Origin of the sequence: Streptomyces sp. LHD-70 (assembly GCF_031157275.1) — a bacterium.
Taxonomy (GTDB): domain Bacteria; phylum Actinomycetota; class Actinomycetes; order Streptomycetales; family Streptomycetaceae; genus Streptomyces.
The window spans coordinates 277,168-298,350 of record NZ_JAVIFW010000007.1 but is presented as its reverse complement, the minus strand read 5'-3'; the positions used below and the strand labels follow the sequence as shown (position 1 = coordinate 298,350).

16 protein-coding genes and 1 pseudogene are annotated in these 21,183 nt (G+C 69.9%); 2 read left to right on the top strand and 15 right to left on the bottom strand.

Features of this window, described 5'->3' with window-relative positions:
- Positions 1-6: 6 nt before the first annotated feature.
- From RCO28_RS16300 to RCO28_RS16280, 5 genes and pseudogenes are all read right to left on the bottom strand, one after another.
- Positions 7-861, bottom strand: coding sequence for an ABC transporter permease (locus RCO28_RS16300; RefSeq protein ID WP_308941843.1), 855 nt, complete (start codon positions 859-861; stop codon positions 7-9).
- A 51-nt stretch (positions 862-912) separates the two neighbouring features.
- On the bottom strand, positions 913-1,707 hold the full coding sequence (locus tag RCO28_RS16295; protein WP_308941842.1) for a TauD/TfdA family dioxygenase: 795 nt from the start codon (positions 1,705-1,707) through the stop codon (positions 913-915).
- Between the two features lie 291 nt (positions 1,708-1,998).
- Positions 1,999-2,766, bottom strand: coding sequence for a GntR family transcriptional regulator (locus RCO28_RS16290; protein WP_308941841.1), 768 nt, complete (start codon positions 2,764-2,766; stop codon positions 1,999-2,001).
- A 435-nt stretch (positions 2,767-3,201) separates the two neighbouring features.
- Complete coding sequence (locus tag RCO28_RS16285) at positions 3,202-4,740, bottom strand: cryptochrome/photolyase family protein (protein ID WP_308941840.1); 1,539 nt, start codon at positions 4,738-4,740, stop codon at positions 3,202-3,204.
- 291 nt (positions 4,741-5,031) lie between these two features.
- Positions 5,032-5,196, bottom strand: a pseudogene (locus RCO28_RS16280) (MerR family DNA-binding transcriptional regulator); the annotation flags it as partial.
- Positions 5,197-5,352: 156 nt separating this feature from the next.
- On the opposite strand from RCO28_RS16280, the gene RCO28_RS16275 reads away from it, so the two are divergent.
- A complete protein-coding gene (locus RCO28_RS16275; protein ID WP_374991178.1) occupies positions 5,353-6,228 on the top strand; it encodes an oxygenase MpaB family protein in 876 nt (291 codons plus the stop codon).
- A gap of 96 nt (positions 6,229-6,324) precedes the next feature.
- Here the strand turns inward: RCO28_RS16275 and RCO28_RS16270 are convergent, their stop codons facing one another.
- Positions 6,325-8,301, bottom strand: a complete 1,977-nt coding sequence (locus RCO28_RS16270; protein WP_308941838.1) for a hypothetical protein — start codon at positions 8,299-8,301, stop codon at positions 6,325-6,327.
- A gap of 269 nt (positions 8,302-8,570) precedes the next feature.
- Positions 8,571-9,779, bottom strand: coding sequence for an FAD-dependent monooxygenase (locus RCO28_RS16265; protein WP_308941837.1), 1,209 nt, complete (start codon positions 9,777-9,779; stop codon positions 8,571-8,573).
- Positions 9,780-10,015: 236 nt separating this feature from the next.
- Here RCO28_RS16265 and RCO28_RS16260 point away from each other — a divergent pair, with 236 nt between their 5' ends.
- Positions 10,016-11,461, top strand: a complete 1,446-nt coding sequence (locus tag RCO28_RS16260) for a glycoside hydrolase family 26 protein (protein WP_374991173.1) — start codon at positions 10,016-10,018, stop codon at positions 11,459-11,461.
- Here the strand turns inward: RCO28_RS16260 and RCO28_RS39360 are convergent.
- The 8 genes from RCO28_RS39360 to RCO28_RS16220 all read right to left on the bottom strand — a co-directional run bounded on the left by RCO28_RS39360 (position 11,364) and on the right by RCO28_RS16220 (position 20,915).
- Positions 11,364-12,083, bottom strand: coding sequence for a GNAT family N-acetyltransferase (locus RCO28_RS39360; RefSeq protein ID WP_374991177.1), 720 nt, complete (start codon positions 12,081-12,083; stop codon positions 11,364-11,366). The two genes, RCO28_RS16260 and RCO28_RS39360, sit on opposite strands and share 98 nt — an antisense overlap.
- 506 nt (positions 12,084-12,589) lie before the next feature.
- Positions 12,590-13,306, bottom strand: coding sequence for a lipopolysaccharide biosynthesis protein (locus RCO28_RS16250; RefSeq protein WP_308941834.1), 717 nt, complete (start codon positions 13,304-13,306; stop codon positions 12,590-12,592).
- Between the two features lie 77 nt (positions 13,307-13,383).
- Positions 13,384-14,499: a glycosyltransferase gene (locus tag RCO28_RS16245; protein ID WP_308941833.1), complete on the bottom strand. Its 1,116-nt coding sequence runs from the start codon at positions 14,497-14,499 to the stop codon at positions 13,384-13,386.
- Positions 14,500-14,507: 8 nt separating this feature from the next.
- Positions 14,508-15,293 carry a polysaccharide deacetylase family protein gene (locus RCO28_RS16240; RefSeq protein WP_308941832.1) on the bottom strand — a complete coding sequence of 262 codons (786 nt, stop codon included), beginning with the start codon at positions 15,291-15,293 and terminating at the stop codon, positions 14,508-14,510.
- Positions 15,283-16,932, bottom strand: coding sequence for a murein biosynthesis integral membrane protein MurJ (murJ, locus tag RCO28_RS16235; protein WP_308941831.1), 1,650 nt, complete (start codon positions 16,930-16,932; stop codon positions 15,283-15,285). Before murJ ends, RCO28_RS16240 begins: the two co-directional genes overlap by 11 nt.
- Positions 16,925-18,280, bottom strand: coding sequence for an O-antigen ligase family protein (locus RCO28_RS16230; RefSeq protein ID WP_308941830.1), 1,356 nt, complete (start codon positions 18,278-18,280; stop codon positions 16,925-16,927). The genes murJ and RCO28_RS16230 overlap by 8 nt, the downstream gene beginning before the upstream one ends.
- 2 nt (positions 18,281-18,282) lie before the next feature.
- Positions 18,283-19,572: a sugar transferase gene (locus RCO28_RS16225; RefSeq protein WP_374991172.1), complete on the bottom strand. Its 1,290-nt coding sequence runs from the start codon at positions 19,570-19,572 to the stop codon at positions 18,283-18,285.
- 215 nt (positions 19,573-19,787) lie between these two features.
- Positions 19,788-20,915: a glycosyltransferase gene (locus tag RCO28_RS16220; RefSeq protein WP_308941944.1), complete on the bottom strand. Its 1,128-nt coding sequence runs from the start codon at positions 20,913-20,915 to the stop codon at positions 19,788-19,790.
- Between the last annotated feature and the right edge of the window lie 268 nt (positions 20,916-21,183).

Below are 21,183 nucleotides of genomic sequence, written 5' to 3'. Positions count from 1 at the left end.
ATACGTTCACCGCTCTTCCGGGGGCTGCCAACTGAGCAGCCGTGCCTCGATGGCGCCCATGAGTTGGTTGAGAGTGACAGCGATCAAGGCCAGCAGGATGAGGATCGCGTACACCGCTTCCATCTGAAAGATGTTGGAGTAGTTGGCGATCAGCTGGCCCAGACCGTTCTCGGCGGAGATCAGCTCGGATCCCACGACGCCGAGCAGTGAGTAGATGAGGCCGAGACGCAAGGACGCGAAGATGGCCGGCGTTGCGACGGGGACGAAGATCTTCGTGAACAGCTGGAAGCTGTTGACGCCGAGCACCGCCGACAACCGGAGCCACTCCGCATCGGCGGACCGCACGCCCGCTCGCGCCCCGGACATGACAATAAAGAAGACGAGGGTCGAGGCGAGGGCGACCTTGGCCCACAGCCCGATGCCGAACGCCACGATGAACAGCGGCGCCAGGGCGATGCGGGGCATGGAGTTCATGGCCTCCAGGTAAGGCGTGAGGATCCGCTCAGTGGTGGGCAGGAGGCCCAACGCGAGCCCGGCGATGACGCCGACGATCCCCGCGAGGACCCACGCCAGCAGAACCGCCGTCATCGTCGCCTTGGTGTTGGACCACAACTCCCCGGACTCCGCGGCAGTCGTGAGGTAGTTCCACGACTGCTCCGGGGTCTTGGAGAGAACGGGGTCCAAGATGCCCGCGCTGGTGGTCCATTGCCACAGACCGAACCAGACGAGCAGCAGGACGACTTGCCATGCACGCACCTTGAGCCGTCCGCGCTTGCGAGGAGCGGACGAAGGGCGGCCTTGTCCTTCGGCGGCTTCGGGTACCCCCATGGGAACGGGTGACTTGGTGTTGCTGGAGGTCATGGAGTCTCCGTCTCGGGGAGAAGCATCAGGAGGATCACGATGCCCGGTCGCTCAGACCGGGGCCTCGCCGTGGAGCGTGATCCGGTTGAGAGCCCGCGGCTGGTCGCCGTAGTCGTGGACGGCGTAGTGCATCGTGCAGCGGTTGTCCCACATCACGAGGTCACCGGGCTGCCAGCTGTGCCGGTACACGTTGTCCGGGGTGACGGACTGGGTGTACAGGAATTCCATGAGAGGGTCGCTCTCCTCCTTGGTCCACCCCTCTATGCAGCTGTTCTCGAGGTGGCCGACATAGAGGGCTTTGCGCCCGGTCTCCGGGTGCGTACGGACGAGGGGGTGAACCGCCTGGGGCTGCTCCGCCTCGGGAATGCCCATCATCCGGCCGAGCCGAATGCCGCGGAACCGTACGCGCAGGGTCTCCAGAACGCGCCGCAGATCAGGCGAGAGCCGGTCGAAGGCGAGGTACTGGTTCGACCAGAGGGTGTCGCCGCCTACGGGAATGGTGACGGCCGAGAGGATCGAGATCTTCGGCGGGACCGCCTCGAAGGTCGCGTCGTAGTGCCAGGCCTCGGTGGCCGTCGTCTCTTTCTTGACATCGGTGATCTGGACGACGCCCGGAGCGTCTGGGAGCTGGTTGAGCATGGCTGTGACGACCGGCTCTCCCCAGTTGCGGGCGAACTCCGCGTGCGCCGGCGGCTCAAGGTGCTGTCCCCGGAAGACGAGCATGCAGTACTCCAGGAACGCCTCCCTGAGTGTGGTGAGCGTTGCGTCGTCAAGGTCCTCCCTCAGGTGGACCCCTTCGACCGACGCACCGATCGACCCGGTGAGCGGTGTGATCTTCAGGGGCATGGTTTCCTCCGCGATCGACGTCGACAGGGACGGTCTCAACCCCGCTTGTGATTGATGTCGACAAGAATAAGGAAGGCCTGATCGCTGTCAACCCTGTGCGTAGAAGCTGGTTCGGTCCGATGGGCTGGGGCGTACGCGGAGCCACAAAGGCCGTATCACAGAAGGAAGTTGTGACCGCCGAGGAAGGGGGTGACCGCAGTCAGCCGGATGGGTCGAACCTGTTCAGCCCGATGGGCCGAATCTGTTCAGCCCGATGGGGCGAGTCTGTTCAGCCCGATGGGGCGAACCCGATCAGTCCGATGTGTCGGCGTCTTCGAGGGCTTCCAGGGCCGCGTCACGGACTTGCTCGATACGTTCCTTGGCGATCCGGACCACTGGGGCGGCCTTGCCCGCTGACACCGCGGCGTGAAGGGCGTGCCAGCTCTCGAGGGACCGCGAGATGTTCCCCGGGTGGTGCGCCAATCCCAAACGCACATACCGGAGCGTTTGGAGGGAGACGGACTGCAGCAGGTCCGCGAGGGTCTGGTTGCTCGCCGCCGCCGCGATCGACGAGTTGAGCAGGAACGTCGCCGTCGCATAGTCGTCGGCGGACTCGGTGACCGACCTCTCGACCGCGGGCATATGGGCGTTGAGCACGGCGAGCAGCCGCTTCGGATCCCGGTTCATCTCCTCCCGGAGGAGAATTCCGTACAACGCGATCCGGACGTCGAAGACGTTGCGGATTTCCTGCGCTGTCGGCGCGGTGACGAGCGCGCCCCGCCGTGCCTGGAACTCGACGAGCCGATCCCGTTCGAGGATGCGCAGCGCTTCACGGACCGGCGCCCGGCTGACGCCAAGAATCTTGCAGATGTCCTGTTCGAGCAGGCGCTGGCCGGCGTGGAAGAGGTCGAAGGTGATGGCGCAGGCCAGCCGGGCAGCGATCTGTTCGGGCAGGGAGACCGCCACCTGCGTGCTGGAGCGGTGCCGGAGCACCGACTGCTCCACGGCAGCCATCCGCTGGTCACGGGGCAGGAGCAGCCCGGACAGGTCAGGAAGGTCCTGCGTCCGTTTGCGTGCCAAGCCGCGGCCCTCCTCCTCACTCGGTGTCGCCGGCCAAGGTCAACCCCGACAGCGCGGACGTTTACAGTACCGGGACCGCGCGGACGCTACAGCACCGGGCTCCGAGCGAGTCCCCTCTCTGCCGGCAGTGATAGCGAGTCCCCTGTCTGCGGGCAGCGATGTGGGCGACGCTCAGCTGAGTCGCGGCGGCGGCAGCAGCGGCGGCCGGTCGCGGCGCTCCCTACGGCGGTCGTCGAACGGCGGGACCGTTGAGCGCCTCCTGCCGCAGCAGGCCGATGCCGCGTCCACCACTTGACCGAGCCCGGTACCAACCGCCGTGACGGTGCTGGATACGCCCGCCCCCCTGCGGCCCGCGGCAGCCCGCCAACCACACAACAGGCGAACGCCGCCCGCAACCATTGCCAGCGCTCACTCAACAGGCCGCCGTCACACACTTCATGGCGGAGCGTCACCTCTCGCGGTCTGTTGTTGTCGGACCTGCGGGAGGTCGGCGAGCTGGTCCAGTTGCCACACCGTGCGAGAGGTGCGGGGGTTGTGTGCGAGCAGACTCCGGTGGCGATCGAAGAAGGACCAGTACCCGGCGGTGTACGGGCAGGCGTGTTCGCCGGTCCGCTCGCGCGGCTCGTAGCGGCACGGTCCGCAGAGGTCGCTCATGCGGTGCAGGTAGGCGCCGCCAGAGGTGTACGGCTTGGTCGTCATGCGGCCGCCGTCCGCGTACTGGGACATGCCGACGACGTTGGGGACCATGACCCAGTCGTAGCCGTCCACGAAGCACCGGTGGAACCAGTCGGTGACCGCGGCGGGATCCCAGCCGCGCTGGAGTGCGTGACTGCCGAGGACCATCAGCCGCGGAATGTGGTGCGTCCAACCGGTGTCCCGCACCTGCTCGATGACCGTACGCAGGCAGCGCGCACCTACGGCGTCAGCGTCGAGGTCGTTCCACCAGCCGGGCAGGGCACCGGTGTGCCGTAGAACGTTGGAGCGCCGGTATGGCTCACCGAAGTACCAGTACAACTGCCAGACGTACTCACGCCAGCCGGCGATCTGCCGCACGAAGCCCTCCACGCTGTTCAGCGGCGCCAGCCCGCCCCGCCAGGCGGCTTCGGCCCGCTCGACGCACTCGGCCGGGTCGAGGAGGCCGAGGTTCAGCGGCGCGGAGAGCAAGCTGTGGCTCATGACCGGGTCGGCGGCGAGCATGGCGTCCTCGTACGGGCCGAACATGCCAAGCCGGTGTTCGACGAAGCGCTTGAGGGCGCGCAGTCCCTCGGTCCGGGTGGCGGGGAACAGGCGCGGGCCGTCCCGTCCGACGAAGGAGACGTCGCCGTCCCGCTCCCAGCGGTCGAGGTCGTGGCGGACCTCGTCGTCGATGTCGTCCTCGCGCGGACGGTAGGGGGCGCGGACCGGCAGGGTGGGCGCCTCGCGCGGAGGCGGCCGACGGTTGTCGTGGTCGTAGTTCCACCGGCCGCCTGCGGGAGCGTCGGCGTCCATCAGCAGGTCGTGGCCCCGCCGGACCCAACGGTAGAAGTCCTCCTGGCGGAGCCGCTTGCCGCCGTGCCCGTCCGCCCAGGCCGCGAAGTCGTCCATCGGCACCAGGAACCCGCGGGCGGGCCCGACGCTTACCTGGGGCAGGGATCGCATCAGCTTCAGGGCGGCGTACGAGGTCGGATGGTGGACGGTCACCGGCCTGTCACCCACCGCACGGGCCAGCCCTTCCCGGTACGTGTCGGCCCGCACGTAGGTGACGCGGTCGCCGAGTTCCGCCGCGCGGTGCCGCATCGCGGACAGCACCAGGTGGGCCTTGGCCCGGTGGAAGCGCCGACGGCGGAACACCGAGCGTGCCTCGATCATGAGCAGCGGCGTGTCGCGTCCGGGGCCACCGTCGCCGGACGCGAGGAAGTGCGGACCGAGTTGGTCGCCGAAGAGCCAGTGCACGCGCTTGCTCCTCGACTCCGGCAGTGCGGGGTCCTCGCGCATGATCGACTCCTTCTCGTGAGTGCCGCACCGCGGAAGTACCCGTTGGTGAGGCCCCGGCGATTCCGCCCAATACGCTTCCGAACCGCGCCCCGCGTCGCAATTTGCACCGCTGATGCACCGCTTATGCGCCGCTTTGAGCGTGGGCGACGGCGACGGCGACGGCGACGGCGCGGGGCACGGCTACCGGTAGCCGAGGGCGGTCGTACGGCGGCTCAGCTCAGCCGGGTGGTCGCGTAGGCGTCGATCCCGGCCTGCACCGGCCCGGCGGGCGATCGTGCGGGAGACGGTGCCGAGCAGGGCGTCGAGCCGTAGAAGCTGGTGCTCCTCGTAGCAGCGGTGACCGTTGGCGCCGATACGGGTCGGCATGAGCAGGCCGGTCTCGTCGTAGTGGCGCGGTGTCCGAGTGGTCGCGCCCGACATCCGGGCCACCTCCGAGATCGGCCAGTCCCTCGCCACTCCCCGCACATGTGTGGCGCCGGGCCGGTCTCTCCGGCCCTGGTCACGACGGTAGAAGCTGCCGCAGCGGCAACTTCAACCACGAGATCCGCAGGCACACACGTCGATCAGTCGACCGGGGCATCGTGGGCCGAGGTGGACAATGACCGTATGGCGATGACAGCCGCGCTCTCGGTGTCCGGCGCTCCGCTGACGAGTCTGCGAGAACGTCTCGGAAGGGGCCTGTTCGCCCTGGTCGCCGGTCCCGAGCACCAGGCGAGCCGCTCCCGGATCCACGACCTGCCGGGGACCCGGTGGTTCGGTGAGGACCGGCCCATCCGCCGGGTCCATGGCGATGCGTCGATGTTCATCGGCGGCCTGAGCGCTCTGCTGCTGCAGTCGCTGCATCCTCGCGCGATGGCCGCTGTAGCGGCACACTCCGGCTATCGCGGTGACCCATGGGGCAGATTGCAGCGAACGAGTACGTTCCTCGCCGTGACCACGTACGGCAGGGCAGGCGACGCGCAGCGGGCCGTCGAACGGGTTCGAGCTGTGCATGGCCAGGTCCGGGGAACGACGTCGAGCGGAGAGCCGTACCACGCGAGCGATCCGCACCTGCTCGAATGGGTCCACATCGCGGAGGTCTACAGCTTCCTGTTCGCCCACCAGTTGTACGGTGCGCGGCCGCTGGACGCCCTGGAGTGCGACGGGTACGTCCTCGACACGGCTCGTGTGGCAGAGGCCCTCGGCGTGGTGCGTCCACCGCGCGATCTTGACGGTCTGACCGCCCGCCTCACCGCCTACCGGCCGGAGCTTCGGGCCACCCCGGAGGCCCGAGAGGCAGCACGGTTCCTGCTCCTCCATCCACCGCTGCCCTGGATCGCCCGTCCCGCCTACGCGGTACTCGCGGCGAACGCGGTGGCAGCGCTGCCCCATTGGGCCCGTACACCGCTCGGTCTGCCGTTGTTGCCGAGGGTCGAGCGGACCTTCGTACGGCTGGGCGGACACGGACTCACCCGCTCGATCCGCTGGGCGATGGCGCCTCCGCGCTGACAGGCGGGGAGGGGTGACCGGCGGACGTTGCCCGGGAGAGGTTGCCCGGCGGACGTTGCCTGGAAGAGTGGTTCGGCCGAGGGAGCATTACGCAGGTCAGTCCCGGCCGACCGGTGTCAGGCGCGAGCCGTCCGACAGCCGAGCCCGCACCTGTGTGCTGGCGTCGTCTCGGGCCTTGTGCGCCAGGGTAGGCCCCTGTACCTCGGTCTCCACGGCGCCGGATGCCTTGATGGAGGTGACCTCCCTACTGCCCGCGGCCAGCAGGTACCCCTCGCCGGACGGTGCCTTCCAGTGGGTGGTGGCGAGAACGTGCTGCCCGAACCGGCTGCAGGCCGCGGTCGACCGGGCGCCGGCGACCACCGGGGCGGCTTCCCGGGCAGAAGCGGCCGGCGCCTTGAACTGGATCAGAACGTGGCCCGGTCCGCGCCAGGTGGTGGCCCGGGTGCAGGACCACACGGCCCGTCCGGAGTCCTGCGGCAGCTCCTGGGCCGCGAAGTCCCAGACATTCACGGCCCGTACGTCGTCGTCGCGGAGTTCGGTGAGGCGGCATGCGGTACGGGCCCAACTCGCCAGAGCGGTCGGGCTGGTGGCCTCGCGAGGCTGGCGCGGCCGACTGCCGTCCTCAGGCAGCGGCGTGTAGCTGAGATGGGCGGGGCTGAGGCCGCCGAGATCGGTGACCAGGAACGCGTGCTTCTCCACGATGCGGCCGGAGGAGCGGAGTTGGAGTGCGGGCCAGCTGTCGCAGGAACCACCGGCGGAGGGGCCGCGTACCGGGTCGGTGATGCCGTCCTCGTTCGCGCCGAGGGCGTTGCCCGGGGTGTCGGGGCGCAGGAGGTCGCGGCTCTGCGATTCCACGATCCACGGTGCCAGCAGAAAGCGGGTCCCGCCTTCTCCGCGGTGCAGTGCGATCGCGGCGGCGGTGGTGACGTCGGCATCGTCGGTGCGGGCGAAGGAGAGCTCGGGGGCTGCTCCGGCCGATTCGCCGTAGCGGACGAGTCGATGACCGTCGTGGAACACGACAAGGGCGGTGCCGTCGAGGTCTCCTGCGTACAGCAACTGCGGTGCTCCACCCGGCGGTTCGGCCGTGGTGGCGGCGCTCTTGGTGACCTGGGCGCCGGCCGGTGGGTTGGCCCAGGTGGTGAGGGCCCGGACGAGCAGGGGCCGGTCACCGGTGCGGCCGCCGCGGGCGGGCCAGGCGGTGAAGTCGACGCGCGAGGTGTCGGCCCAGTCGTCACGCGGGATACGTACGAGATCGTCGGGGTCCGGCACCTCAGCCGAGCCCACCGACGGCGGCGGAGCAGGCCGACCCCCGACGTCGGCGCCGAGAGCGGTCGTCAGGACTGCGGCGATCGCCACGACCGCGGCAAGTGCCCCTGCGAACCGCATCCGGTGTCGGCGTCGCAGCAGGTCGGTGGGCCGGGTCTGGACCGTGCACGCGTCGAATTCCTGTGATCGCAGAAGCGTTTCGGCCGGTGGACCCGCCGTGTCTTCCAGCGTGTGTGAGGTGCGCAGCACAGCTTCGGGCTGCGCTTGCCCCGCGGCACTCAGCAGGTCCAGCACCTCGCTGTCGGGCAGGCCGTCCAGGCGCCGGAGCACGAAGGCCGCCCTGGCTGCGGCGGGCACACGCGCCAGCGCGCCACTGAGGGCGATCTCCTCGGCGCCGCCCGCCCGGGGGAACAGCCGCAGCCCCCACACCACGGGCAGCAGCGTCGCCAGAGCTCCGGGCGGCGGCAGACGCCTCGGCCAGGCACGCGGGCGCCGCTCGTGAGCCAGGGCCGCCCGCAGGACACGGACGCGCAGCCAGGCAGCGACACTCTGGTCGTCGGAGCCACGCTGGGCCGGCACCCGCGGGGCACGGTCGGCACGGAATCCGCCGAACCTCGGCAGGGCACGCTGCACCAGCCCGTGCGCCACCAGGACACGTTGATGCCGCGTCAGCGTGGCCGGCAGCGTCAGGTAGGCCAGGCGCACCAAGCGGGTGTACTGGTCCACCAGTGTGGCCTCGGCCTGATCGAGCGGTGGCCGACCCGGCGGCCGGGTCCCGGCGTCGACGTGGCGGTGGGATGTGAACACGGGCGGGGCGCCTTCCGGATTCGGCACACTGAGCTGCTTCCGCTCCGTCAAACGAGGTAATCGGGTGATGGTCACAGCGCGGCCGGGCACAGCGGGCCGCACCGGGCCATCGGTCCTCCGTACGGTCTCGGCGCCGGGCCGCATCGGGCCATCGGTCCTCCGTACGGTCTCGGCGCCGGGCCGCACCGGGCCATCGGCCCTCCGTACGGTCTCGGCGCCGGGCCGCCATCCACGCTTGAGGCGCCGAGGCCGCGTCGAGCGGCACCGCGTCAAGGACGGCTGACCTGCTGCGTGAGCTTGCCGATGCGCGGGCCCAGCCAGCGCTTGAAGCGGCGCAGCGAATCCGCCTGGCTCGCGAGGCGATCGAGCCGGTAATAGAGGCCGGGCGGTACGTAGGGCAGGAGGGGGGAGTGGCGCTGTCCCAGGAGAGCGAACATCTGCTCCGGCGGGAGACGCAGGTAGCGCGGCAGGTTCTCGTACCACTGCGCGCTGTGGCGGGCGGCACTCTGCACCGGAAGGAGCGCGCGCTTGCGCTCCTTCTCGTAGTGGCTCAGTGCTGCGCCAAGACCCCTCTCAGGCATGGTCCGCAGGTGCCTGGCCAGAGCCACCGCGTCCTGCAGGGCCAGGGCGGTGCCGGCGCCGATGGAGAAATGGGTGGTGTGGGCCGCGTCCCCGAGCAGGACGAAATGGTCGTGGGACCAGGTTCTGTTGGTGAGGGTCCGAAAGGGCTGCCAGTTCTGGCCGTCGCGCATGCGGTCCGCGCGACTGATCAGCGGGTGGCCGTCGAGGAGTGAGGCGAAGTGCTGCTCCAGGAGGCGCAGACACGCCGCGTGCTCCATCGAGTCGAGGCCGAGTCCGCGCCAGGTCTCCGGCGAACACTCGATGACACAAGTGCTCTCTGTGGGACTGAAGCCATACGCGTAGCACCAGATCCAGCCGTGGTCGGTAGGGACGAACGCGAAACTGAAGGTGCTGAACACCTTGGTCGTGCCCAACCACAAGAAGCGGGTGTTGCCGTGGGTGATGTGCGTCCCGAATTGCTCGGCATACGTTGAACGCATTCTGCTGTTCATTCCGTCAGCCGCCACAACGAGATCGGCATCGGGTACGTCGGTCTGCACCTCGTGGCCGAACTCGGTGCGTACGCCGATTTCCTGGGCGCGCCGGGAAAGCGTGCGGAGCAATTGGTGCCGCCCGATGGCATATCCGGCGTCTCCCGCGTGTGTGGCCGTCCGGTCTCCCACCTGGGCCATGCCGTCCCGCCAGCGCACCGACTGCTCACCGATGCGACGGCCCGATTCGGCGTCATGCGTCTTGAGGAGATTCAGGGTGTCGGGCCAGAACGTGACCCCCCAGCCGTACGTTGCGCCTTCCTGATTGCGCTCGAGCACCGTGACCTCGTGCCCGGGGTCGTCGAGCTTGACCAGGATGGACAAGTACAGAGCTGCGGGCCCTCCGCCCACACAGGTGATCTTCATTTACCGGCCTTCCTGAACGGCTCTGCTCACCGTGGCATTGTCCACGCCCAGCACTTCAACAACTCGCAATCCAGGCGCAGGAAACGCACTGAACTCCGCCCGCGGCATGTCTCACGAATGGCCCTGCGGAAGATGCCGATTCCGGCGATCGAGAGGAACGTCCTATTACCGATGGTGATCACATGAGGGACGGTCCAGTGGGCGAGGCATGGCTTTCTCGACGCAGCATGACGGGAATGGGTCTGATCACGGTGACGGCGACCCTGCTGACCGCGGGAGTCGCGCTCAACGCATCGGCCGTGCCCGCCTCCAGCTCCTCCGGCCCGCCCGGGAGCGCGAAACCACCCCCTGACCCACCGGCTCTGGCGATGGGCGCGTACCTGCACTACGGCCCCGCCGGTGTGGAGCGCATGCAGCACCTGTCCAGCTGGCTCGGAGGATCTCCGCTGCGCGTCGGACACACCTATCTGCCCGGCGATGTGTGGTCCAACATCGAAGGCAGCCCGGCCTTTCTCCGCGCGTGGGCGAACTGGAAACGCGGTGGGCCCCACCGCATGTTCGTCCTCAACGTCCCCATGCTGGAGCGGAACGAGGAGCGCGTACCCGACCAGGAAGTCCGGCAGCTGTTGCGAGCGGGCGCGCAGGGTTCGTTCGATCAGCACTTCCGCAGGCTGGCCCAGCGCCTCGTACGCCTTGGAGTCCCCGACACGGTGATCGTGCTCGGCTGGGAGATGAACGGCATCACGTACACCCACCGTTGCGGGCCCGACCCCGAGGCATGGAAGGCGTACTGGAACCGCATCGTGACGGCCATGAGGTCGGTCCCTGGACAGGACTTCACGTTCGACTTCGCACCCAACCGCGGCCCCGACGCCGTGCCCTGGACGCAGTGCTACCCGGGAGATTCGGTGGTCGATGTCATCGGCCTCGACTCCTACGACCAGCCGCCGGGGGAGTCGTTCGAGGAACAGGTGCGCGGCCCCTACGGCCTGCAGCATCAGGTCGACTTCGCCAAGGCGCACGGCAAGGCCATCTCGTACCCGGAATGGGGCCTGTTCAGGAACGGGGACAACCCCGAGTACATGCGAGGGATGCTCGACTGGTTCGAGCAGCACAAGCCGCTCTACCAGACCATCAGCGACTACTGCCCGCACGGCGTGTGGCAGTGCGACGCGAACCCGGAGTCGTCGAAGGTCTTCCGCTCGCGCCTCTTCGGCCTCGGCAGACCCGACGAGAACGAGCCGACCACTCCGACCACTCCGGCCAAACCGACGAATCCCCCGACGGCGAATCCGACTCCGACCTCGAAGCCGACTCCAACACCGAAGCCGAAGCCGAAGCCGACCGACCCGGACGAGGACTCCACCCCCACTCAACCCCCGAGCCCCCCTCCCTCCAAGCCGACCCCACCGTCCACGACACCGCCGCCGTCACGGATGCCCGAGCCGACCACGCCTCCGCGCCCGACACCGACGGATCCGCCCGGGAAGCCAGAGCCCAGCCCTACTCCCGAACCCCCACGCCCCTCCGCACCCACCGTCAACTCCGACAACTGGTGTGTGCCGCATGGGCTCGGGGACTGGGTCAAGAAGTGGATGGGGGACGGCGCGGACTGGTGCGTTCGTCGGGACTCCCGGACGGGCTGGCGCTGGGAGTGGCGGAGGACCGACAGGCCGTACTGATCCGGGACCGCCAGGCAGCGACGACCGGCGTGTGCCGGCGCACCGTCCGCGCCAGCACGCGCCGCCCGTCCAACTGCGCGCGGTACAGATCGAGCAGCGGTGACCCTCCGGGCGGAGCGAGCAGCAGCCGCTGGTTGTCGACCCGCTCCGGCTTCCAGTGATGCTTGTAGGGCTCGTCGCCCCGCAGCAGGCTGATGACGGTGCGGCCCTCGACCACCGCCAGCTCGGCGTCCTGACGCAGCAGCATCGTGGCCACGTCGAGTTTCCTGCGCCGCAGTTCGGGATGGGCTCCATAGAGGTAACCGCCCGACACGGAACGGTCCTGCAGGCTCAGGTTGGCGGCCACCGTTCGGCCGTCGAGTCGATACAGCGTCAGGGCGGCGTTTCCCGTCCGCATCATGCCCTGTACGGCGCTCCGCAGATGGCGGGCGAATTCGGGGCTGAGGTGTTCCGGTGTCACGGCACGCCCCTGCCACTGCTGGGCGTGCAAGCGCAATAGCACGTCGACGGCCTCGGGGACCTCGTCGGGGCAGGAGACCGGATGCGCCTCGACGCCCGCCGCGTCGAGCTTGCGCAGTTTGGCCCGTACGCGCTGTGCGCGACTGGACGCCAGACGCCCCATCAGGCCGTCCATCGCCAGGGCCGGAAGCTCCAGGCAGACCGAGTCCTCCTCGCGGTGCCGCGGGCCCGGCCAGCGCTCGAACAGCTCCTGCGCCGCGGCCACCGGACGGACCTCACGCAGGTCGACGACACGGTGCCGCGCCAGTCGGCCGAGTGCACCGACCAGGGCGGGCAGGGCCACACCGCGATGCTCGTCGTCCACGAGGACGTCCGCGAAGTCGGAGACGGCACCGCCCAACGGAACCAGCACGGGCAGCGGCCGGTGCGTCAGCGTCAGCGCCGCAGCACCGATGAGCGCTCCACCTCGCCGGACCAGCAGGACGCGCAGCCTCCCGGGTTTGCCGTAGACACGCCACCACGACGACAACCACGCATGGCTCTGGAAGGCGGTGGCCGCGGAGCACCGTTGATGCACTCGGTTCCAGGACGGCCCAAGAGCGGCGAACTCCTCGCCGTCCCGGCACAACGACGCTGTCACCGCGGGCGCTTCCGGGGCGAGGCAAACGGTCACGACGGCTGATTCTCCTGCTTCTTCCGCGGCTTCTTGGCTCGCGCGGTGGTGGTGGCGGTGGTCGCTTTGGTGGGTGCGGGCGCGGTGGCCCTGGCGGTGACGGGTGTCGGCGCGGGGGCAGGGGTGGTGGCCCTGGCGGTGGCGGGCTCGCTGGCGGGCGCGGGCAGGACCGGGGACTCGTACGCAGGGGTCCTGCGCGGCCTGACCAGCAGGATCAGTCCGCCGACGAGGGCGCCCGCGCTCGTACCGACGGCGATGCTCAGCGGCAGGGAAGGGGAGACGGGCTCGGGTGCCTTGACGGCCTGGGAGAACCGCACGAGCTTCACACCGGTGTTCTCGCTCTGGCCGTTCGCCTTCAGACGCAGCGCGTCGGCGACCGCATTGGCGATGTCGGCGGCGTCCCCCGGCCGGCCGGCGGTCCCCGTGATGCCGATCATGGGCGACTCCGGTGACGTCTCGGTCTGTACGCGAGACCCCAACTGCCGGGTGGACACCCCGGCATTGCCCTGTGCGTACGCGAGTGTGCTCGTACTGGTGGCCAGACGTCCGTAGGCCTGCGCGAAGCCCAACGTCGCAGCCGGTTCCGAATCCTTCTCCGCCACGGCGATCAGATAGGTCGTGGACGCGTACTCGGGTTCGGCGAGGGCGCCGTACGCAGCACCGGCAGTGAGCCCCAGTGCCGCACAGGCAGGCAAAGGCCACCAGACCGGCACCGGCGGCCTTCTCCCACGCAGGCGAAGCCGAGCGGGCTTGACGACGGACGGGATGCGGAAGCGAGGTCGCACGGCGGTCAGCTCCTTGAAGAGGTGCGGCGAAGGGTGTCGTCGTAGATGTGCATCAAACGGTCCGCGCTGCGCGCGATGTCGTAGTGCGCGACTGCGGCAGGCGGAGTGATCCTCGTGGCGCCGGCGGTGAGACAGGTCATCAACTCCCTTGCCAGGAGCGTGGGATGACTGCTCACCCGGCGGGCGCCCTCGGTGTGGTGGGCGGGCAGATCCTCCAGCGCGGGACACGCGGTGTACAGCGTCGGCAGCCCGGCGGCGAGTGCTTCCACGGCAGCCAGGCCGAAGGCCTCCTCCCGTGAGGTGGAGACGAACACGTCCATCGCGGCCAGCAGACCGGGAACGGTCGGCTCCGGACCGTCCGTCCCGCATTCGCCGGGCAGATGCAGCCGGTCGGCGACGCCGAGTTCCGCGGCCAGCTTCTCCAGCGCGAGCCGCTCGGGCCCGCCCCCGACCAGCAGCAGATGCGCGCCGGGAGTCTCCGCCAGCGCGCGCAGCAGCAGGTCGAAGCGCTTGCCGGGCACCAGCCTGCCGACGGCTCCGACGACGAAGGTGTCCGGACCGATGGACAGCCGTGCCCGCGTCCGCTGCCGCCCCGCCGCGTCGTAGCGGAACCGGCGCGCGTCGATTCCGTTCGGAACCACATGGATGCGCTGCTCCGGAACTCCCCACTCGCGCAGTCGAGTCGCGACCGTGTCCGACACCGCGACGGTCGCCCGGCCCAGCCGCTCGGTCAGCAGGTACAAGGCCCGGTTGCCCCGGTTGAGAGGCCTGCCTTCCATGTGGTGGCTGCCCAGCGAATGCTCCGTGGCGATCGCCGGCACCCTCGCCAGATACGCGGCAGGACGGCCGTAGACGCAGGCCCGGTACAGGTGGGTGTGGACGAGGTCGTAGCCCCCGCTGGCGATGGTCCGGGCGAGTCGGGGCAGCGCGCGGAGGTCCCGGTTGCCCCGCATGCCCAAGTGCCTGACCGTCACACCGTCCTCGCGGAGTTGATCGGCCACGGGCCCGGGATGGGTGAGGGTGACGACGTCGCTGCGTGCCGGCAGGTGCGGCAGCAGCATCCGCAGCTGTTGCTCGGCTCCGCCGATGCCGAGGCCCGTGATGATGTGGAGAACCTTCATGGACTCGCTCACTCGCTCACTCGCTCACTGGTCGGGGCCGGCCGGGACGTACCGATGCACCGGGGCGCGTGGTGCAGCAGATGCTTGACATGGAGCCGCCACGAGCGGTCGGCCTGGCTGATGTGGACCCGGGGGAGGGCGAGCAGACCATGCGGCGGGTCGGGGCTGATCGCGCACGCGTACTGGTATCCGGCCAGGCTCACGGCCTGCACGGTCCGCTCGTCCAGCCGCCCGTACGGGTAACAGAAGCCCTGCAACGGCTGGTTGGTCACCCGGGACAGGATCGTCCGGCTGTCCAGCACCTCACTGCGCAGGTCGGCGGGGGAGAGCCGGGTGAGATCGGTGTGACGCAGTCCGTGGGAGCCGATCTCCATGCCGGCCGCGGCGACGGAGCGCACCCCGTCGCCTGACAACAACCTCTTACGGGGCCCCAGCGGATCCCAGGTGTTGGTGCCGTCCAGCCGGCGGGCGAGGACGAACACCGTGGCGGTGAAGCCGTGGTGCTGCAGCACGGGCAGCGCGTGCGCGGCGAAGTCGGCGTAGCCGTCGTCGAAGGTGAGGCCCACCAGATCGTCTCCCCGCCCGGTGGCGAGGGCGCGCAGCAGCTCCGCCACACCGACACCTCTGAGGCCCCGGCGCCGCAGCCAGTTCATCTGGTGTTCCAGGCGGTCCGGTTCGACGGTGATGCCGTACGGATCGCAGGTGGCGTCATCCACGGAGTGGTACATCCAGATCCACGGCGCCCGTGGCCCGATGCGCGACGCGGTGGGGGCGGTCCCTGTCTCAACGGGCATGACGGACCTTCCGACGGAGCCAATCGATGAGGTCGGCGATCTCCGGAGCGCGCAGCGCGGCGCAGGACGCGGCGAAGACCACGGGGATCAGCAGAAACCCCACGCAGAGGCTGAGGAAGGCGTGGGGTACGCGCGGTCCGAGGAACCAGCCCGCGGCCGAACTGACCGCCGCCGCGGACGCCAGTCGCGCCAGGGTGACGGCCGTGGTGTGGACACCGATGGGCACCACACGCGGCCCCAGGCCGCACAGCAGCAATACGGCGGTGACGCTGATGCCGAGGGCGTTCGCCCCGGCGATGCCGTACGCCCCCCACACCTGAACGCTCCAGGCCCCCACCACCGCGGTCGTGGCCAGGCCCACCGCCATGGCGGCCAGCGGATACCAGGTGGGACGGCGGGTGGAGAAGTAGGGGCGGCACAGGGCGCCGACCAGACACTGTCCCAGCAGACCGAGAGCGTAGACGCGCATCACCCCGGCGGTCACCGTGGTGTCGGCGTCGCCGAACGCGCCGCGCTGGAACAGCACTTCGACGATCTGCGGCGCGTAGCCGATGACCAGGGACGAACCGGCCAGCACCAGGAGAGCGGCCGTGGCCAGGTCGCGTTCGATGCGGCGCCGCGCCCGGTCGGAGTCGCCGTCGGCCATGGCCTGCGCCACCACGGGAAAGGTGACCGTGCAGATCATCAGCGACAGCACCATCGGGATCTGTGCCACCTTCTGCGCGTAGTTGAGGTGCGAGATGGCCCCCGCGGGCAGTCCTGCCGCCAGGAAACGCTCGACGACCACCTGAAGCTGTCGACTCACGGTGAACAGCACGATCGGCGCGAGCGCGGCCAGGCTCACAAGCGCCGGGCCTGCGACGGCGGAATGCCCGTACCGGGGAGCGGGGATACGCCGGACCGCGCCACGGTGGCGGAGGAACGCGGGCAGCTGCACGAGAACCATCAGGCAACTGCCGAGCGCCACGCCCGCCGCGGCGGCGCGAATACCCCACGCCTCGTGCAGGAGCAGCATCGTGACGATGATGCCGATGTTGTAGGCCACGTAGATCGTGGCGGGCGCGACGAAGCTGCGGTGCGCCCGCAGCGCGGCACTGAAGTAGCCCGCCAGCCCGAAGGCAAGCAGGGTGACGGCCGTCAGGCGGATGCAGGAGACCGCGACGTCCGGCCTGCTGAGCCCCGGCGCGAGCAGCCGCACGACCAGCGGAGCGGCTGCCATGAGCAGCCCCGCGCAGCAGACCAGGACCACGACGAGCCGGGGCAGCGTGTGGACGACCAACGCCTGTACGGGATCGGGCTCCTGCGGCTGCGCCGCCCGGCGGGCGAGTGCATGGCTGAAGGCGGGCACCAGAACCAGCGCCATGCCGTCCTCGATCAGCAGGGTCGAAGCCATCTCCGGCACGGTCCACGCCACCAGGAAGGCATCGCTGTCCTCTCCCGCGCCGAACAGGTGCGCAATGGACTGGTCGCGTACGAGGCCCAGGACCGCGCCCGCGATGGTCAGCGCGGCGGTGAACGCGGCGGCCCGCGCCAGGGCACGCCCCAACCGGTCCGAGCCGACCGCGGCCGGAGACGTCGGCGGAGGAGGGCCCGGCGGCGCCCCGGGCAACGGCCCGCTGCCGCACACCGCTTCAGCCATGTCCGTCCTCGCCCGCACGCGAGGCCAGCGCCCACCAGGCGCACAGACCGAAGAGCATGCCGGTCAACGCGGTCGACGGGCCGCCGATGTCCGCGTACAGAAAGTCGATCAGCTGCCACGCGAGCAGCCCGACGGCGACCAGCCCACAGTCCGCCGACGTGCCCAGGCCGCGGAACAGGCATCGCCACGTCCGGCGCAGCGCGAGCACCAGAAGGGCCAGCCAGCTGCCGACGAGGCCGACCACACCGAGGAGGCCCTGCTCACTGAGCACCAGCAGGTACATGTTGTGCGGAGACAGAAGGGGCTGACGGTGAAAGTCCCGCCCCGCACCGGCGGTGTCGCTGCCCGCGGACAGCGCGAGCCCGGAGTACGCGTCCCGGTGCGTGGCGAACCCCTTGAGCCCGACACCGGTGACCGGGTTCTCCTGCCACATGCCCGAGGCCGCCGCCCACATCGTGTACCGGTCCGTGACCGACTGATCGGGCGCGTCGGTGACCTGCGTGATGCTGCTCAGCCGCTGGTTCAGCATGGAGGAGCCGACACCGAAGCCACCGACCAGCACCACCACCACGGCGATCGCCGCTGCCAGGAACTGCACGAGCCGGCGCCATCCGGTGAAGGCGACCAGAACCAGCAGCGTCGGCACCGTGGCGATCCAGGCTCCGCGGCTGAACGACAGCACCAGCGGTACGCACAACACGCAAGCGATGACCAGCAGCGCGGGCCGATACCAGCGGGGGTGCCGCGCGGGCGGTCTGAGGGCCAGGGCCGCGGCGACCACGGTCCCGAGCGCCACCACGGTCGCCATCCCCATGACATCGGTCGCCCCGAACGTCCCGACGGCGCGGATGTCCTGCCCCATGTACGACGCGCCGGTGCCGGTGACGTACTGGTGCAGCCCGACCGCGCCCTCGACAACCGCGAGCAGCACCAGACTTGCCGCGACCAGGCGGAAGTCCCGCGCGTCGCGCACCAGCAGCACCACGGCCGCGGGGACCAGGACGAAGATCTGCAGGTACCGGGCCAGTCCCGGAAGCGCCGTCACGGGGTCCGCCGCCGTCACCGCTGCCGCTGCCAGCGCCACCGTGGGAGCAGCGAACACCACGGCCGCCGCCGGCGTCAGCGGCCGGGCGCGGCCCCGCAGGACCTGCACCCCACAGAAACAGACCAGCAGCGCGCTCCCCACATCTGCGGGCGTCACATCGACCGTGGTGGCGTCGCCGCCCGTGTAGGGAAGGGCGAGCAGCAGGATCGGGGCGGCCAGCAGAACCAGGGCGACAGCGTGGCACGACCGCTGGCCGCCCCGGACCGTCGGCCACTGGGGACGAGCCCGTACCAGGTCAGCCATGCTCAGCCGCCTCCCAGGCGTAGCAGCGAAACAGCCGTGCGCAGCATGACGGTGATGTCCTGCCACAACGTCCAAGTGGTGATGTAGCGGTTGTCGAAGCGGGCCCGGTCCGCGATGGACGTGTCCCCGCGCAACCCGTTCACCTGGGCCAGCCCCGTGATCCCGGCGGGCATCCGGTGCCGGGCGGCGTACCCCGGGTGCTCCTTGGCGAACTTCGCCACGAAGTACGGGCGTTCAGGGCGCGGGCCGACGAGGCTCATGTCTCCCCGCAGCACGTTCCACAGCTGCGGCAGCTCGTCCAGCGAACTGCGTCGCAGAAAGCCGCCCACGCGACTCATCCGGGCGTCCCCGGCGACGTTCCACCGCGTCTCGGACTCGACGTCGTCGGTCGGGCGCAGAGTGCGGAACTTCAGCAGCATGAACGGCCGCTCGTCCTGGCCGATCCTCACCTGGCGGAACAGGACCCCGGTGCCGTCGCTGCACCGCACCGCCAAGGCACAGACGACCAGCACGGGCGAGAGCAGTACCAGAGCGGCCCCGGACAGGACGACGTCCACTGCCCGCTTGACGTACATCGACGGCCGGCGCGCCGCACGGGTACGCAGCAACTGCGCCGGATATCCGTACAGATGGTCCGGCAGGGTTCGGGGAGGAACCACCTGGTGGTTCTCCTCTCCGGAGTCGACGATCCAGACCTGTTGGCCGTGCGCGGCGAAGAGGCGCATCAAGTCGGGTGCCGGCAACGTGGGGGAGCCACCCGAGCGAGCCAGAACCACGTGCTGCACCCCGTTCTGGATCAGCGCGCGCAGTACGGCGTCACGGTCCGTCAGCACGGGCAGGGCGGGCCCCCTGTCGCCGCTGAAGGGGGGAGGGAACCGGCTCGTCGTGGCGAGTCCGACCGGATGGAGCCCCAACTGCGGCTGCTGCTGCAGCACATGAACCAGCCGGTGCACGTCGGGGCCCTGCCCGACGATGATCGCGGGATGCGGCCGACGGGCGCGCCGGATCCGCCACACCTGGTGGCAGACGGCCCGAAGGACGATCAGGGCCAGGATCTGCACAGCCACGGCGAGACCCAGAGCGGAGAAGGACAGCGCGTAACCGTGGTCCCAGGCAGCGAGCAACGCCGCGACCGCGCCCCAGACGAGGAGCGTGCAGGAAGCGAGCGCGGGAGTCTCCGCCAGCACCGAGCGGCTCAGTCGGTCCTGGTAGAGCCCCTTGCGGAGATGCAGCCCGGTCTGCGCCAACGCCGACAGGACGACGAGGGCCAGAAGCTCCCCAAGCTGCGTCACCACAGCGCTCGTACGGGCCATCAAGGCAGCCGCGCACACCACAGCACCCACATCGCCGACCCACAGCGACCGCGCGAAACGGCCACCCCTCCGGGCCCGCGGCACGATGGCCCGTACGCGCCGTTCCTGGACTCCGGGCGTACGAACACCGGCGCCGGTGTCGGGGAATTTCCGTCCGGACGGGGCGGTGGCGGAGAGGGCTGAGCTGTGCGGCGTCATACGCGCTGCCGCTGACGGGCGACCGCAGGCGACGGAGCCACGCGCTCATACAGGTCCATGACCGCCCGCGCGGTACGGCGCACATCGAAGAACGCATGAGCGTGGACGCACGCCTGACGCCCCATCTCCGTCCGCAACGACGCATCGGTGAGCAGCCTGGAAACGGAACGGGCGAGTGACGCGGGGTCCTCCGGCGGTACGAGAGCCACTGCGCGGTGACCCGGTGGCAGACTCTCCCGAGCCCCGTTCACATCGGTCACCACCACCGGCAAGGCCGTGGCCATGGCCTCCAGGGGAGCCAGCGCCATCCCCTCCCACCGCGACGGAAGAACCAGCACATCTGCTCTCCGCAGCCACGGAAGAACATCACTCACGGAACCGACGAACTCCACTTGTGCGGGCGCCGTCGCCTCCCAGCGCGCACGCAAGGGACCGTCACCCACCAGCACCAGCCTCGCGTCCGGTACGGCCTTGAGGATCTTCGGCCACGCGCTCAGCAGGACGTCCTGGCCCTTCTGGTGGCACAGGCGCCCCACACACACGACCACCGGAGGCCGAGGGCGCTGCCCGCCTCCCGGCTCCGCCGGTGTGAACCGCGACAGGTCGACCCCGTTCGGGATCACCTCCCAGTGCGCCATGATCCCGGCGTCCTGCCCCTCGCGCCGCTCTGCCGCACTGACGCACACGATCCGGTCGCACCAGCGGGCGCCGAGCTGCTCCCAGCGGACTGTCGCAGCGGCCGTTACTCCCTCGACCGCGGAGAACGACCACGCATGGGGCTGGAACACCGTGGGCACTCGGCCGCGCAGCGCCAGACGGGCCGCCAGACCGGCCTTCGCGCTGTGTGCGTGCACGAGGTCGGGTCGCAAGGCCTTCACCATCCGGGCCACCTCGCGTACTTCGGACGCCAGTTGGGGTCCGGGCAGCCGTGCGGCCCGCCACGGGACCACTTGCGCACCGGCCACAGCCAGGTCCTCGGCCAGGGAGAGCTCCGGATGGCAGGCGACTACCGTGTCCAAACCGGCACGGGCCTGCTCGCGAACCAGGTCGACGACAACGCGCGGCACCCCTCCGCCATCGGGCTGAAGAATATGAAGAGCCTTGAACCTGCCACCTGTTGCCATGTATTCGCGCTGCACGTCGGCCTTTCTTGGCAGGGCTGAACACGTCTCGTGACTCGCAGGAGGGAAACAATAGGGAAAAGCGTTAAGCGGTGAGGGAGACGCGATGCGGCCACCGTCAAAACCACCTGAATGGTGGGGCGTTGTACTGCGACTCATTCACTCGCGCGGAGACTTTGCAGCGATCGGTGGATGCGGCCATTTCCTGCTCGCGCGGCGCGAATTCTTCTCCCGCGGCCCGTAGACCGGCCGATTCAGAGAAGTGAGAACC

Bases quoted from the DNA above. Each gene is read 5' to 3' on its own strand.
- murJ (WP_308941831.1), bottom strand. From the start codon at position 16,932: ATGGCTGAAGCGGTGTGCGGCAGCGGGCCGTTGCCCGGGGCGCCGCCG.
- RCO28_RS16260 (WP_374991173.1), top strand. From the start codon at position 10,016: ATGGGTCTGATCACGGTGACGGCGACCCTGCTGACCGCGGGAGTCGCG.
- RCO28_RS16230 (WP_308941830.1), bottom strand. From the start codon at position 18,280: ATGGCTGACCTGGTACGGGCTCGTCCCCAGTGGCCGACGGTCCGGGGC.
- RCO28_RS16295 (WP_308941842.1), bottom strand. From the start codon at position 1,707: ATGCCCCTGAAGATCACACCGCTCACCGGGTCGATCGGTGCGTCGGTC.
- RCO28_RS16240 (WP_308941832.1), bottom strand. From the start codon at position 15,293: ATGCCCGTTGAGACAGGGACCGCCCCCACCGCGTCGCGCATCGGGCCA.
- RCO28_RS16265 (WP_308941837.1), bottom strand. From the start codon at position 9,779: ATGAAGATCACCTGTGTGGGCGGAGGGCCCGCAGCTCTGTACTTGTCC.
- RCO28_RS16275 (WP_374991178.1), top strand. From the start codon at position 5,353: ATGACAGCCGCGCTCTCGGTGTCCGGCGCTCCGCTGACGAGTCTGCGA.
- RCO28_RS16220 (WP_308941944.1), bottom strand. From the start codon at position 20,915: ATGGCAACAGGTGGCAGGTTCAAGGCTCTTCATATTCTTCAGCCCGAT.
- RCO28_RS16300 (WP_308941843.1), bottom strand. From the start codon at position 861: ATGACCTCCAGCAACACCAAGTCACCCGTTCCCATGGGGGTACCCGAA.
- RCO28_RS16285 (WP_308941840.1), bottom strand. From the start codon at position 4,740: ATGCGCGAGGACCCCGCACTGCCGGAGTCGAGGAGCAAGCGCGTGCAC.
- RCO28_RS16245 (WP_308941833.1), bottom strand. From the start codon at position 14,499: ATGAAGGTTCTCCACATCATCACGGGCCTCGGCATCGGCGGAGCCGAG.
- RCO28_RS39360 (WP_374991177.1), bottom strand. From the start codon at position 12,083: ATGGGGCGTCTGGCGTCCAGTCGCGCACAGCGCGTACGGGCCAAACTG.